We start from the raw sequence: 13,232 nt of genomic DNA on the forward strand, positions 1-13,232 counted from the left end.
CACTATAATCGCCGCCTTTGGCCGGACCTCCGCTGTATACAGCCCCCGCCCCACACCATTTCACGCGTTAACGCCCAGAGGCACCCAGTGATAGAGAATTTGCGCAATATCGCGATCATCGCGCACGTAGACCATGGCAAGACCACCCTGGTGGACAAACTGCTGTCCCAGTCCGGCACCCTGGACCGCCGCGACGAGGGCGCCGAGCGGGTCATGGACTCCAACGACCAGGAGCGTGAGCGCGGCATCACCATTCTGGCCAAGAACACCGCCATTCGTTGGAACGACTACCGCATCAATATCGTCGACACCCCCGGACACGCCGACTTTGGCGGTGAGGTGGAGCGCGTGCTGTCCATGGTCGACAGCGTGCTGCTGCTGGTCGACGCGGTGGACGGCCCAATGCCGCAGACCCGCTTCGTGACGCAGAAGGCGTTCGAGCAGGGCCTGAACCCGATCGTGGTGATCAACAAGATCGACCGCCCGGGCGCGCGCCCGGACTGGGTAATGGACCAGGTGTTCGACCTGTTCGACAGCCTCGGCGCCACCGACGAGCAGCTCGACTTCCCGGTGGTCTATGCGTCCGCGCTGAACGGCATCGCCGGCCTCGACGACACCGATATGGCCGATGACATGACGCCGCTGTTCCAGATGATCGTGGACAAGGTGGAGCCGCCCCAGGTTGACCAGAGCGGCCCCTTCCAGATGCAGATTTCCGCGCTGGACTACAACAGCTACGTCGGCGTCATCGGCGTCGGCCGCATCACCCGCGGTACCCTGAAGCCGAACCAGCAGGTTGTCGTCCTCGACCGCGAGGGCAAGTCGCGCAAGGCCAAGGTGCTGCAAGTCATGGGTTACCTGGGCCTGGAACGCGTAGAAGTGGAACAGGCCAGCGCCGGCGATATCGTCTGCATTACCGGCGTCGGCGAACTGAACATCTCCGATACCCTGTGCGATCCGGAAAAACCGGAAGCGCTGCCGGCCCTGTCCGTGGACGAGCCGACCGTAAGCATGACCTTCCAGGTCAACGACTCGCCGTTTGCAGGCCAGGACGGCAAGTACGTGACCAGCCGCAATATCAAGGAGCGCCTGGACCAGGAGCTGATCCACAACGTGGCACTGCGCGTGGAGCAGGGCGATTCTCCGGACAAGTTCAAGGTTTCCGGCCGCGGCGAGCTGCACCTCTCGGTTTTGATCGAAACCATGCGCCGCGAGGGTTTCGAGCTGGGCGTATCCCGCCCGGAAGTAGTGCAGAAGGAAATCGACGGCGAGATCCAGGAACCCTACGAGCAGGTGGTGATCGACGTCGAGGAACAGCACCAGGGCCCGATCATGGAAGAGCTGGGTCTGCGCAAGGCCGACCTGACCAATATGGAACCGGATGGCAAGGGCCGCGTGCGCCTGACCTTCATCGTGCCGTCCCGCGGCATGATCGGCTTCCGCTCGCAGTTCCTGACCCTGACCAGCGGCTCCGGCATCATGACCAGCATCTTCGACCACTACGGCCCGGTGAAAGCCGGTGACGTGGCCAAGCGCATCAACGGCGTACTGGTCAGCATGGTCAAGGGCAAGACCCTGGCTTATGCGCTCTATGCACTGCAGGATCGCGGCCGCCTGTTCCTGGGCCACGGCGAGGACATCTACGAGGGCCAGATAGTGGGTATTCACTCCCGCGGCAACGACCTCGTGGTGAACCCGACCAAGGCCAAGCAGCTGACCAACATCCGCGCCGCCGGCACCGACGAGGCCCTGACCCTGTCACCGCCGATCCGCCATACTCTGGAGCAGGCGCTGGAATTCATCGAGGACGACGAGCTGGTGGAAGTGACCCCGAATCACATCCGCCTGCGCAAGAAAATCCTGCAGGAAAATATGCGCAAGCGCGCCAAGAAGTAAGCGCTTACGGAAAGAAAAAGGCGGGCTTTGGCCCGCCTTTTTTTTATTTGAGTTCGCGCGATGCCCAGCTATGGTGCGTCGCGATTGATCGCGCTTCGTAGCGACAAGGCGCAGCGGTAGCCGCCTGGCAAAAAACCTGATCGGTAACTATTTGCCCGACGGCTACCGCTGCGCCTTTCGGTGCTGAAAAAAGTTAATCACCGAAGAACCGCTTCTCCACCCGCCGCCAGTCCGACAGCGCCGTCGGCGTGTGCAGGCAGACGGTCAGCCGGTCGAAATCGCCGCTGTGTTCGTGCAACACTTCCAGCGCCTGGTGCGCGGCTATTTCGTGGGGGAAGCGATTGGTGCCGGCGCCGAGGGCCGGGAACAGCAGCTTTTTCAGCTTTTTCTGCCGCGCCAGCGCCAGCACGCTCTCGTAACAGCGGCGCAACTGCACCACCGCCTGCGCACCCCACTGGTCGCCACTGCTCCACTGGGGTGTCACCGTGTGCAAAATATATTTCACCGGCAGGCCGTAGGCGCGGGTGATCCTGGCCTCGCCCACGGCGCATTCGGGCTGCAGCTCACACGCCGCTGCCAGCGCGGCGCCGCCGCGTTCGTAAACCTGTGCCGACAGGCCGCGCCCGCGTATCAGGTGCTTGTGCGCCGGGCACACCAGGGCATCACCGCGCAGGGCAAGGATGTCACCGCAAGTCAGTTCTATTTGTCCCACTTCTCAAATTCACACTTCCGTTTATTGATACTGTAGCGCGGACCTTTGGCGGCGGCGCGAAGCGCAATATACTGGCCGGCACCGCGCTTTTGCCGCCAATGATTCGACAGTGTCGGCAAACGCCAAGTTTAAAAATAAAACGAAGTCGTGGCCCAGATGCGCGGCTCCGGGCCGGACGGAAGTTAGTGGTCCGCATAATGACAGGGACTCCCATGAACGCAGGGTATGACCAACAAGACCTGGCTTTTCGCGACCCTATTGAAGAGGCGCGCCAGCTGGAGCTGCGCCGGCGTGTCCAGGCCTCGGGCTATATGCTGATCTTCTCCATGGCCATTACCGGTGCCATGGCGCTGATCGCGCTGACCGGCGGCGATATCTGGCAGGCCAGCGCACTGTTCGCCGTCGGCGGCGTAATCCTCGCCGCCTATATCACCATCAACCTGATCGGCCCGAGCAGGGCGACCCCGGTACTCGTCGGCATCCTGCTGCTGGTCCTGTATTTTTACCTGCTGCTGTCCGGCGGCGTAAATAACACCGGCCTGATGTGGGCGGTTATGCTGGTACCGGGCTTTATCAATCTCTACGGCTACAGGCGCGGCACCGCGACGCTGCTGGCGATCGGCGGCACTACCGCGCTGATTCTGTTCTATCCGGATTTTCCCGGTCTCACCGCCGAGTACGATACCGCCTACCGCGCGCGCTTTATCGCCGTGTTCGGCGCGCTCACGGCGCTGACTGCACTGCTCGACAGCAGCCGCCACCAGACCCAGCAGCTGCTGCAGCGGCTGACCCAGGAACTGGAGAATCGCGCCTCCACCGATGCGCTGACCGGTCTCGCCAATCGCCGCGAGGCTTACCGCGCGATCAACGAGCTGGAGCGCCGCAACCGGCACCTGGCCGGGCGTTACGCGGTGCTGATCGGCGACCTCGACAACTTCAAAAGCATCAACGACAACTACGGCCACGCCTTCGGCGACCGGGTACTGCAGGATGTGGCGCAGACCCTGCAGGACAATACCCGCACCGACGACATAGTGGCCCGCTGGGGCGGCGAGGAATTCCTGATATTGCTGCCGAATACCGACCAGAACGGCGGCGGCATATTGGCGGAAAAACTGCGCGACAAGGTGGAAGAACTCAGCCGCAAATACGATCCACCGGTGAAGATCTCCATCAGCTTCGGTGTCGCCGAGGGCGACCCGGCCAGCGCCACCCACGGCCAGCTGCTGGCCGAGGCCGATGCACGCATGTACCGCGCCAAAGACGGCGGGCGTAACAAGGTGGTGGCCGTCTGAGCCGACACCGCCGTTGCAAACGAAAAAGGCCGCAGACTGTGCGGCCTTTTTTTATTATGGCGTGAGCAAAAAAGTGGGGCTAGCCGCAGCGAGGGAGCAAACACCGTTTCTCAGCCCGCGGTGTCAAGCAGCGGTGCCCCGAATCGCCATTGCCAATCAAAAATGCCAGCGCAGGCCGCCCTCGGCGATAAAATTTTCATTGTTCAGATCGAAGTTCGCCGGCAATAGACTCGACCTCACTTCGACGTCGTCGGTCTGGCGCCAGCGCACGCCGCCGAAGAAGGACAGCTGCTCGCTGCACAGATAGCTCAGCCCCGCCATTACCTGCCAGGCAAATACCCGGTCATCGTCATCAATGATTTTGATATTGGAGGGCTCGTATTCCACGTCGACCCAGCCGCTGCCGACGCCGACACCGACATAGGGCGACCAGCTGCTGCCCATGTCGAAGTCATAAAACGCATTGACGAACAGGTAATCCGTGCCGATATCCCCCTTGCCATTGCGCACGACCTGCCCGACGGTCGCGCCGAGCACATCCGCCGCGCCCTCCACCAGCACAGACGCATCCAGGGCGTCGATATTACCGACGCCGGCTACCCTGACGTTCTTGTGTTTATCGACGTCGTTTTTCGCGTAGGCGTATTCTGCCTCGACACGAAAATGCTGCATGCGCCAGCCGACGGCGAGGTTGACGCCGTAACCGCTGTCGGTTTCCGTGTCCCAGCGCACGCCGGTGCCGATAGGCAGTAAGACATCGACCGGACCGCCGGTGACGAAATCCCGCGTGAAGCGGCCGTCGGTGGAAATATCGTCCTGGTCGTTGTAACTCAGGGAGCCACTGACATATAGGCCTTCCGCCTGAGCGGCAGCAGAAAGCGCCAGGCCCGCGATCGCAATGAAGAGAGGATTTCTGCTCAACATAGTCACATCCTGTTTCTTGATGGTTGCGACTGTTTGTTACGCGGAATGATTAACGGTGGATCTCAGCGGCGAAAAAATTTTAATTGCGAGGCAGTTAGCAAATAGATCCGCGCCCGATATTTGGCGGGAAAATTTCCAAAGGAAGTGCCGGGCTAAAAAAGTTCGACTCGGCGCGAGTCGGAACAAAACTTCAGGCGTTGTCGATACCAAACAGTTGCCGTAACAGGTAACCGGTCAAGTAGGCCAGTGACGCGGCGCTTCCGCCGAGCAGCAATGTGCTGAAGCCCGCGCGCAGAATCGGCTGCGAGTATACCAGGCTCTTCAGCATACCGATGCACAGGAACATCAGGGCGGCAAGAAAAGTACTGGCGACAAACTGTGTCTGCTGCGCCACCGATGGCAGCAGGAAGGGCAATAGCGGCACGGTGCCGACAGCAATAAATGCGGCAAAGGTGACCAGTGCCGAGGTCACCGGGTTATAGCGGGCGCTGTTGAGGCCGTACTCCTCGGTGAGCATCGTCTCCACCCACAGCTGGCGATTGGCGGTAATAGTAGCGACGATTTTCTCCAGCGTTTCGCCGCCAAAGCCCTTGTTGGCAAAAATCTGCCGGATCTCCTCCCGCTCGCCCTCCGGTACCAGCTCGATATGCCGCTCCTCGGTGCGCCGGGCCAGCTCGCGGTATTCGCGCTCGGCGTTGACCGCCTCGTAGTTGCTGACCGCCATGCTGAAACCGTCGGCGATCAGGTTGGCAAAGCCCAGCACCAGCACCACCAGTGGAGAAAAGCCGGCGCCGAAGGCACCCGATACCACCGCGAAGGTTGTCACACAACCGTCGATGGCACCGAGGACAAAGTCGGAGACCTTCTGCGATTTCGGCTGCTGCTGCAGGCGCCGGGCGATATTTTCCGGCCGGTGCTCGTCGAGCAGGTCCTTCCTGCGCTGTTCTGCCATCGCCAGTCCTTTGGCCAGTTCCCCCGATAGAAATAGAGTGCTATTGCAGAAAACGCTGCATCACGTAGACGTCCACCAGACCTCGCTGTGGATCGCGAAATGCGTTGGGCAGGGTGTCGATGATGGTGAAATCCAGCTCCTGATACAGCGTCACCGCGGGGACGTTGCTACTGGGGACATAGTTGAACTGCATTTCGAGGTAGTCCGCATCCTGTGCGCGGGCGATGCTGTGCTGCACCAGCGCGCGGCCGACACCGCGATCGCGCACTTCCGGGCGCACCAGATAGGTGGCGCTGGCAACATGGTGGGCCAGCCCCGGATAGTTGGCGCCGAGCTTGTACATGCCGAGCTGATGCGGCCCCTCTTCGGCCACATAGGTCAGCAGCGCCTCACTGAACCACTGACAGTGAAATGCGTCCCGGTCGATTGCGGCGGAAAACGGCAGGGCATCGCCGCCCCTGACGGCGCGAAAGATGCCCCACATGGATTCCAGATCCTCTTCTACCGCCTCGCGGATATGCATGTGTCCACTCCTGTCCGCGACCAAGATGCGCTGTGGACGCGGCGCTCTACTTGACGATAAAACTGCCCCGGTCAACACCGGTGTTGCCGGTCTTCGGATCGTAGGCGTAGACGAGGATCTCGTACACGCCCGGCGCCGCAGTCGCCAGCTCGGTGCTGAAGGTGTTCATGGTGTCCTGCATTGCCAGCGGCAGTGTCTTGAACGGCTTGCCGTCTTTCTTGACGATAGCCGCCACTTCAAGCTGGCTGCCGTCCCACAGGCCACCGGCGGTCAGCGGACAGCCGCACATCATCACCACGTTGGCACGAATCTCGAACGGGCTCTTGTCGGCGGAAGTGTAGAAGTGCGTCTGCGGACTCAACAGGTCTACCACCATGCCCGGTATTTCGACGATAAGCCCATCGCCGCCGATCGGCTTGCCCGGCACCAGCCAGATCTGCGTCTGTGCCAGCACCCGCGCCTGCTTCTTGATAAAAGGCGCCAGTACTTCGACGGTCAGGAAAACCGGCTCGCTGATATCGAGTGTAGCCTCGAACTTCGCCGCGCCCTCGGCAATGGAGTCGTAGCGGCTGTGGGGCTTTTCCATAATGATTTCGGTGTTGCCGGTACTGCCGCGGGTCAGGCCCTCCGCCAGTATGCGGCCGCTGTCCGCCTCGCGGATGCGCACCATCGCGCCACCGATGGAGGTGCCGATAAATTTGGCGTCCTTGGCCTTGGCGCGCACGACGATATCGGTGGGAATTTCCTTTGCCAGCAACGGCAAGGACGTCAACAACAGCAACAGCAGAGTGATAAAACGAGTAATCGGTTTCAAGGCACTTTCCTTTATCGAATCGGGGAAGCTCGTCCGCCGGCGTAAAGCATGTCACCGGCAGTCCAACTTTGGCTGGCAGCAAATCTGCCGAATCTGTGCGGGTTATTCCGATACCTAGACCGGCAGGCCGACCAGTAAATCGTAGATGCCGATACCGAAAAATATCCAGAACAGAACACCAAGCACTATCCACAGGAAATTCGGCGCGGTGAAGTTCGCGTTTTCCTCTCCCTCCGGATCACCACAGGCGATATTAGCCGCCTTCTGCGCCGCATACAGTACCCACGCCGTCACCGGAAACGTTGCCAGACCGATAAGATCGACTGCCGAAAACTGCTCCGACGACGCCGCGATACGATCGGCGATACTGCCCACGATCGCCGCCACCACATAGATAGTGGCCATCAGTGCCGGCGACCATTTGTGGCTCTTACCGGACTCCTCGATACGGCTCTGGATCGTGCGGAAAAGGGCATGGGTAAAGAATATCGAGAAGATGGCGCGCATGACCGGCATCATGCTCTCGCCGCTGGCGCGCTTGTACTGACTCCAGTGGCGGTAGAACCAGTAGACGCTGTAGATACTGAAGGTGGCGAAGAACAGCACCAGGAATTTTCTTTTGGAAACGACATAAAATTCCTGCTGTAGCGCATCAGCATCCGTCTGCAGCTCCGCCTCCGGCGCCCGGTAGATATCGGTATCCATAGGATTCCCCCGCGTTATTTTTATGATGGCGACTTTGTGACCGTGCGTAAGGCCCCAAAGTACGTCAAAACTAACTTGGACGGCGGAGAATTACCACAAGCGTGAAACCGGCGTCAGCGGAAACAAAAAAGGCCGGGCATTGCCCGGCCTTTGCATTGGGTAAATCCACTGCTGCGAATTAAGAGGCCTTCACCTCTTCAACCCAGCGATTCACCCGTGCCTCCAGCATCGGCAGTGGCAGGGCGCCGCCGCCGAGTACGGTGTCGTGGAAGCCGCGGATATCGAACTTGTCACCGAGGGCCTCTTTGGCCTGGTCGCGCAGCTCGAGAATCTTCAGCATGCCGATCTTGTACGAAGTCGCCTGGCCCGGCAGGGTCAGGTAACGGCGTACCTCGGAGCGCACGGCGCTCTCCGGAATCGCGGAGTTTTCGAGGAAGTACTCCACCGCCTGATCCTGGGTCCAGCCCTTGGCGTGCATGCCGGTGTCGACTACGAGGCGGATCGCCCGCCACATCTCCGCGGTCAGGCGGCCGAAGTCCTTGTAGGGGTCCTGGAACTGGCCCATCTCCTTGGCGAGTTTTTCCGAGTAGAGCGCCCAGCCCTCGATGTAGGGGGTGAAATGCGCCTGGGTGCGGAACTGCGGGATATTTTCCAGCTCCTGGGCGATGGAGATCTGCATATGGTGGCCGGGGCTACCCTCGTGATAGGTCACGGTTTCCATGTCGGTGGTCGACAGGGCACTCATGTCAGACATGTGCACGTAGTAGGTACCCGGGCGCGAGCCGTCCGGCGTGCCGGACTGGTAGTGCTGCGCACCGCCCGGTACCTCGCGGAAGGGCTCAACGCGCTTCACCACCAGATCCGCCTTCGGCAGGATGCCGAAGTATTCCGGCAGCTTCTTCTCGATGTCGGCGAGGAAGCCACGCGTCTCGGCCAGGTAGCCTTCACGGCCCTCGTCGGTGTTCGGGTAGTAGAACTGGTCGTCTTCGCGAATGAACGTGAAGAACTCCTGCAGGTTGCCCTCGAAGCCCACCTGGTCCTTGATCGCTTCCATCTCCTTGCGGATGCGCGCCACTTCGTCGAGGCCGATCTGGTGTACCTGATCGGCGGTCAGGTCGAGGGTGGTGTAGGTGGCCAGGCGGTTGTTGTAGTAGGCCTCGCCGTTCGGCAGGGTCGAGGCGCCCTTCGGCTCCTCGCTGGCATTCTCGCGGTCTTCCTGCAGCCAGGCGATGTAGTTGTCGTAGGCCGGCTTGAAGTTTTCCTTCAGGCTTTTTTCAACCTTGGCCTGCAGCTGCTCGGCGGTTTCCGCATCGATCTTGTCGGCTTTTTTCAGCGCTTCGATCTTGCCCTTGGCGTCAGAATAAAGCGGGGCATCGCCCTCACCCTCGAACGGCGTGCCGGTAGAGACTTTCTGCGCGCGCTCGATCGCCAGGTCGTAGGCAAAGCGCGGCGGGCGGATGCCGTCTTTCGCGGAGAGTTGGGCGCGCTCGAGCATCTGGCCGAGGGCACGGCTGATGCCATCGATACGGGCGATGTAGGCCTGCATATCCTCGACTGTATCGACCTTATGGATATTGATCAGGAAATTGGGCAGGGACGCCTCCGGGCCGCCCAGCTCACCGGCGAAATAGGCATGGCGCCTGAACGGTGCGGCTGCCTTGGCCTGCTCGTACTGGAAAATCCACAGGTCGTAGGATTCCTTGCCGGCGGTGGTGAGCTTGTCGTAGTCGAAGTTCGCCTTCAGGTCCTCGACGGTCTTCGCCTGCCAGGCCAGCTGGCGATCCTGCTCGGCCTCGCTCATATCGTCGATCTGATCGTAGAGTTCCTTGCGGCCCAGGTAACTCAGCTGTATCGGGCTGAACTGCAGCTGCTCTTCGTAGCGCTCGTCGAACCACTCGGTCAGGCGCTGGCTTTCGGCGGCCGGATCTGTCGCGACAGCGGTTTCAGTCGCGGCGGCGTTCTGCGCCTGCTGCGCACTGGCGCTGGCTTCGGTGGCTTCGTCGCGCTGGCAGCCGCCCAGGATGGCGAGGGCCAGCAGGCTGGGAATAAGGGGGTTGTACAGTTTTTTCATTGGAATCTTCGTGGCCAGATCAAATATTGGGCAAAAAAAACGCCGGTTACTTTGACATGAAAACACCGGGGTGTCGATTAACCCGCCGGCATGACACGGCGCCTTTGCGCCGAATCGACGGAACTGCGAGACGGGTATTTCAACGAGTGGCTTGAGGGGAAACTAGTTAGCGCCGGGATCCGCCGGGCTGGTCAGGTCGCGGCGCCGGCGCCAGCGCTTGTAGCGCGCGTGCACACCGCGCGTCATCAGGGACGAATAGTTCTCCAGAATATCCACCCCCAGCAATACGAACACCACCAGCACCGCCAGCGTCATCGCGGTACCCGGCACGCCGAAACCGATCAGCGCGCCGATAGCGGCCTGCACCCAGATGGTGGCCGCGGAAGTGACACCCACCACCACGCCGTCGCGCGCCAGCATGACGCCGGCACCGAGAAAGCCGATACCGGTAATGACCTGCCCCAACACCCGCGCGCGGTCGGCACCGCCGCCAATAGACACCGCCAGCGCGGTAAAGGCATAGGTGCCCAGCACGATCAAAATGGAGGTGCGGATACCGACCGGCTTGCCGCGCAACTGGCGCTCGAAGCCGATGGCCCCGGCGCACAGCATGGCGGTGAGAATGCCGCTCCAGGTCAGTGGGGCGACGGTCAACAGGTCATTCATCCTGCAGCTTCTCCAGCACTTTTTTCTTTTCCGGCTGGCTGACGATATGCAGCTCCCGCTGCGGGAACGGAATCGTCAGGCCCTCGGCTTCCAGCGCCGGCTTCAGTTTTTTCATCATGCCCCAGTAGATATCCCAGTACTCGTCGTTGCGCGCCCAGGCGCGCAGGTGCAGGTTCACGGAACTGTCGGCCAGCGCGCGCACCGCATAGGCGGGTTCCGGCTCCGGCAGGATACGCGGCTCCTCCGCCACCAGCCGGCGCAACACCGCCATACCGGTCTCGATATCGTCGCCGTAGGCAATACTGGCGATGATCTCGAGGCGCCGGGTGGCATTGCGGCTGTAGTTGATCAGGTTCTGGCCCCAGACGTTGCTGTTGGGGGCGGAAATCCGCAGGCCGTCGACGGTGTCCAGCTGGGTGGTGAACAGCCCCACCTCCACCACCGTGCCCATGGTGTCGCCGAACTGAATCATATCGCCGACACGGAACGGCCGCAGGCCGAGCAGGATAAAACCGGCAGCGATATTCTGCAGCGTGTCCTTCATGGCCAGGCCCACGGCGATACCGGCGGCACCGAGCAGCGCTACCAGGCTGGTGGTGTTGACGCCGAAGCGGTCCAGTATCACCAGCAGGCCGACGATATAGACGCCCCAGACGACGATATTGCTCAGCACCGGGATCAGTGTGGCGTCGAGCTTCGACGACAACCGGCCGACGGCGCGGCGGGCAAGCCCGGCGGCAATCCAGGTGACGACCAGGATTGCGATGGCCGCGCCGATTTTTGCGGCGAGTCCGATAAGCTGGGGGCCGTACTGATCCAGCAGTTGATTAACGTCCATTGCACAGCTCTCCTCTCAGCGATGTACAGAAACGGCTAATGCCCGCAGCATACGGCAAAAACCCGCGGCCTTCATCGGCGGAAAACTACAGGAGCCGGCCAGAGGCCGTGTCAGAGCAAGCCCCGCCGCTCGGCCTCCCGCTCACACTCGGCGTGGGCGGGGCAGGTCACCAGATGGTCGTTGACCATGCCGGTGGCCTGCATGTGCGCGTACATGATGGTGCTGCCGACGAAACTGAAGCCCGCTTTCTTCAGCGCCTTGCTCATCGCATCGGAGGCGGGCGTGCTGGCCGGCACCTGGTTGAGGCTGCGGTAGCGGTTCACCACGACCCGGCCATCGGTAAACTGCCACAGGAATTCCGCCAGGCTGCTGCCGCTGTCGCGCAGCGCGAGCGCAGCGCGGGCGTTCTTGACCGCCGACTCCACCTTCAGCCGGTTGCGGATGATGCCGGGATCCTGCAACAGCTTTTCTATTTTCTTCGGTGTGTAGCGGGCGATTTTTTCCGGATCAAAGTTATCGAACAGCCGGCGGTAGTTCTCCCGCTTGTTCAGCACCGTGATCCAGGACAGTCCGGCTTGGGCACCTTCGAGCAGCAAAAACTCGAACAGGGTGGCGTCGTCGGTAACCGGGCGCCCCCACTCCTGATCGTGATATCTCTGATACAGCGGTGTCGACAGGCACCAGCCGCAGCGCTTTTCTTCCACTGGATTTCCTTGCGAAGTGGTCATCTATTTACTGTGCGCCAGAAAAGAAATAGTGCTGAATCAATTGCAGAACCAGCAGCGCCGTGACGAGTATGAATATGATATTGCTACGATTCATGCACTCTCCTCGGTGGCGGTGGCAGGCGTTTCCAGCAACCGCTGCAGGATCAGCCAGTCGCGACACTCACGCAGCATGAAGTCGAGATCCACACCGGGCTCATACCCCAGCTCCCGCTCGGCCTTCGCGCTGCTCGCCGTTACGCGTCGCGTAATCAGCGCGGCTTTTTCCGGCGTAATCACCGGCTCTTTACCGGTGAAACGCGACAGTAGGTCGGATACCCAGCCCACCGTTCGAATCGCCACAGCCGGTGTGGTGCGCCTGGGGACGGGTTTGTCCAGCAGCGCGGCTATCTTGCCGAAGAACTCCAGGAAGCTGGCATCGGTGCCGGCCAAGATATAGTTCTCGCCGCAATTCCCCCTGTTGAACGCATTGATGTGCGCGCGCGCCACCGCACCGGCGTGACAGAAGGATCCCCGCCCCGGTGGCACGCCCGGCAGCTGATCTTTCTGGATCATAAAAAATGTCTGTGCCCAGTTGCCGCTGTCGTACTTACCGACGATGGCACAGGGATTCAGGAACACCGCATCCAGGCCGCGGGCGATTTCCTCACGCACCGCCTGCTCGGCTCGCTTCTTGGTGTACAGGTAGTGGTGGCGCGGATCGTCGGCCAGCTGCGGGCTCTGTTCGGAAATCATGTCGCGGTGATAACCGTAGGCGGAAATCGAGCTGGTCACAATCAGCCGACCGACGTCTTTCTCTCGCGCCACTCGTGCGATGTTGGCCGAACCGTCGACGTTGTCGCGCCACTGCTGCGCGTTGCCGCCGCGCCACATATTGGTGTTAGCCGCCAGGTGAAATACCGCATCGATATTTTCCGGCACGGCCGCGCGCAGGGAGTCGATATCGGTCAGGGAAGCCTCGACCAGAGCCGCGCCCATTTCCTGCAGTAGCCGCGTATCGGAGCCGCGGCGGTGCATGGCAGTGACCTGCCAGCCATCGGCGATTAGCTGCTCAACCAGGTTGGCGCCGAGGAAGCCAGTGCCGCCGGTAACGAATGCATGATTCAATTTG

Annotated in this window: 13 protein-coding genes; 2 read left to right on the plus strand and 11 right to left on the minus strand. The window is 61.2% G+C overall.

Features of this window, described 5'->3' with window-relative positions; all coding sequences use genetic code 11:
• Nucleotides 1-87 precede the first annotated feature (87 nt).
• Nucleotides 88-1,896: a translational GTPase TypA gene (gene typA, locus BLW36_RS09710; RefSeq protein WP_091387720.1), complete on the plus strand. Its 1,809-nt coding sequence runs from the start codon at nucleotides 88-90 to the stop codon at nucleotides 1,894-1,896.
• A gap of 193 nt (nucleotides 1,897-2,089) precedes the next feature.
• On the opposite strand, the gene BLW36_RS09715 is transcribed toward typA, so the two are convergent.
• Complete coding sequence (locus BLW36_RS09715) at nucleotides 2,090-2,608, minus strand: macro domain-containing protein (protein ID WP_091387722.1); 519 nt, start codon at nucleotides 2,606-2,608, stop codon at nucleotides 2,090-2,092.
• A 212-nt stretch (nucleotides 2,609-2,820) separates the two neighbouring features.
• Between BLW36_RS09715 and BLW36_RS09720 the strand changes: the two genes are divergently transcribed.
• Entirely contained in the window at nucleotides 2,821-3,903 is a 1,083-nt protein-coding gene (locus tag BLW36_RS09720; protein WP_091387724.1) for a GGDEF domain-containing protein, read from the plus strand.
• Nucleotides 3,904-4,059: 156 nt separating this feature from the next.
• On the opposite strand, the gene BLW36_RS09725 is transcribed toward BLW36_RS09720, so the two are convergent.
• The 10 genes from BLW36_RS09725 to BLW36_RS09770 form a co-directional block, all read right to left on the minus strand.
• A complete protein-coding gene (locus BLW36_RS09725; RefSeq protein WP_091387726.1) occupies nucleotides 4,060-4,827 on the minus strand; it encodes an outer membrane protein in 768 nt (255 codons plus the stop codon).
• A 190-nt stretch (nucleotides 4,828-5,017) separates the two neighbouring features.
• On the minus strand, nucleotides 5,018-5,779 hold the full coding sequence (locus BLW36_RS09730) for a VIT1/CCC1 transporter family protein (RefSeq protein WP_091387728.1): 762 nt from the start codon (nucleotides 5,777-5,779) through the stop codon (nucleotides 5,018-5,020).
• A 40-nt stretch (nucleotides 5,780-5,819) separates the two neighbouring features.
• The gene (locus tag BLW36_RS09735; protein ID WP_091387730.1) at nucleotides 5,820-6,302 is read right to left on the minus strand and encodes a GNAT family N-acetyltransferase; all 483 of its coding nucleotides are present in this window, start codon (nucleotides 6,300-6,302) and stop codon (nucleotides 5,820-5,822) included.
• 46 nt (nucleotides 6,303-6,348) lie between these two features.
• On the minus strand, nucleotides 6,349-7,116 hold the full coding sequence (locus BLW36_RS09740) for a hypothetical protein (RefSeq protein ID WP_244506207.1): 768 nt from the start codon (nucleotides 7,114-7,116) through the stop codon (nucleotides 6,349-6,351).
• 114 nt (nucleotides 7,117-7,230) lie between these two features.
• On the minus strand, nucleotides 7,231-7,821 hold the full coding sequence (locus tag BLW36_RS09745; protein WP_091387731.1) for a DUF4234 domain-containing protein: 591 nt from the start codon (nucleotides 7,819-7,821) through the stop codon (nucleotides 7,231-7,233).
• A gap of 178 nt (nucleotides 7,822-7,999) precedes the next feature.
• Nucleotides 8,000-9,892, minus strand: coding sequence for a DUF885 domain-containing protein (locus BLW36_RS09750; RefSeq protein ID WP_091387733.1), 1,893 nt, complete (start codon nucleotides 9,890-9,892; stop codon nucleotides 8,000-8,002).
• A gap of 162 nt (nucleotides 9,893-10,054) precedes the next feature.
• Nucleotides 10,055-10,558: an MgtC/SapB family protein gene (locus BLW36_RS09755; protein WP_091387735.1), complete on the minus strand. Its 504-nt coding sequence runs from the start codon at nucleotides 10,556-10,558 to the stop codon at nucleotides 10,055-10,057.
• Entirely contained in the window at nucleotides 10,551-11,396 is an 846-nt protein-coding gene (locus BLW36_RS09760; RefSeq protein ID WP_091387737.1) for a mechanosensitive ion channel family protein, read from the minus strand. The genes BLW36_RS09755 and BLW36_RS09760 overlap by 8 nt, the downstream gene beginning before the upstream one ends.
• A 110-nt stretch (nucleotides 11,397-11,506) precedes the next feature.
• A complete protein-coding gene (locus BLW36_RS09765) occupies nucleotides 11,507-12,100 on the minus strand; it encodes a DNA-3-methyladenine glycosylase I (protein ID WP_244506208.1) in 594 nt (197 codons plus the stop codon).
• A gap of 114 nt (nucleotides 12,101-12,214) precedes the next feature.
• Nucleotides 12,215-13,228 (minus strand): SDR family oxidoreductase, encoded by a 1,014-nt coding sequence (locus BLW36_RS09770; protein ID WP_091387740.1) that lies wholly within the window; start codon nucleotides 13,226-13,228, stop codon nucleotides 12,215-12,217.
• Between the last annotated feature and the right edge of the window lie 4 nt (nucleotides 13,229-13,232).

The organism is Microbulbifer marinus, from assembly GCF_900107725.1.
Lineage (GTDB): Bacteria > Pseudomonadota > Gammaproteobacteria > Pseudomonadales > Cellvibrionaceae > Microbulbifer > Microbulbifer marinus.

Coding starts and splice junctions, on each gene's coding strand:
- BLW36_RS09720 (WP_091387724.1), top strand. CDS start 2,821: ATGAACGCAGGGTATGACCAACAAGACCTGGCTTTTCGCGACCCTATT.
- BLW36_RS09725 (WP_091387726.1), bottom strand. CDS start 4,827: ATGTTGAGCAGAAATCCTCTCTTCATTGCGATCGCGGGCCTGGCGCTT.
- BLW36_RS09730 (WP_091387728.1), bottom strand. CDS start 5,779: ATGGCAGAACAGCGCAGGAAGGACCTGCTCGACGAGCACCGGCCGGAA.
- BLW36_RS09735 (WP_091387730.1), bottom strand. CDS start 6,302: ATGCATATCCGCGAGGCGGTAGAAGAGGATCTGGAATCCATGTGGGGC.
- BLW36_RS09745 (WP_091387731.1), bottom strand. CDS start 7,821: ATGGATACCGATATCTACCGGGCGCCGGAGGCGGAGCTGCAGACGGAT.
- BLW36_RS09750 (WP_091387733.1), bottom strand. CDS start 9,892: ATGAAAAAACTGTACAACCCCCTTATTCCCAGCCTGCTGGCCCTCGCC.
- BLW36_RS09755 (WP_091387735.1), bottom strand. CDS start 10,558: ATGAATGACCTGTTGACCGTCGCCCCACTGACCTGGAGCGGCATTCTC.
- BLW36_RS09760 (WP_091387737.1), bottom strand. CDS start 11,396: ATGGACGTTAATCAACTGCTGGATCAGTACGGCCCCCAGCTTATCGGA.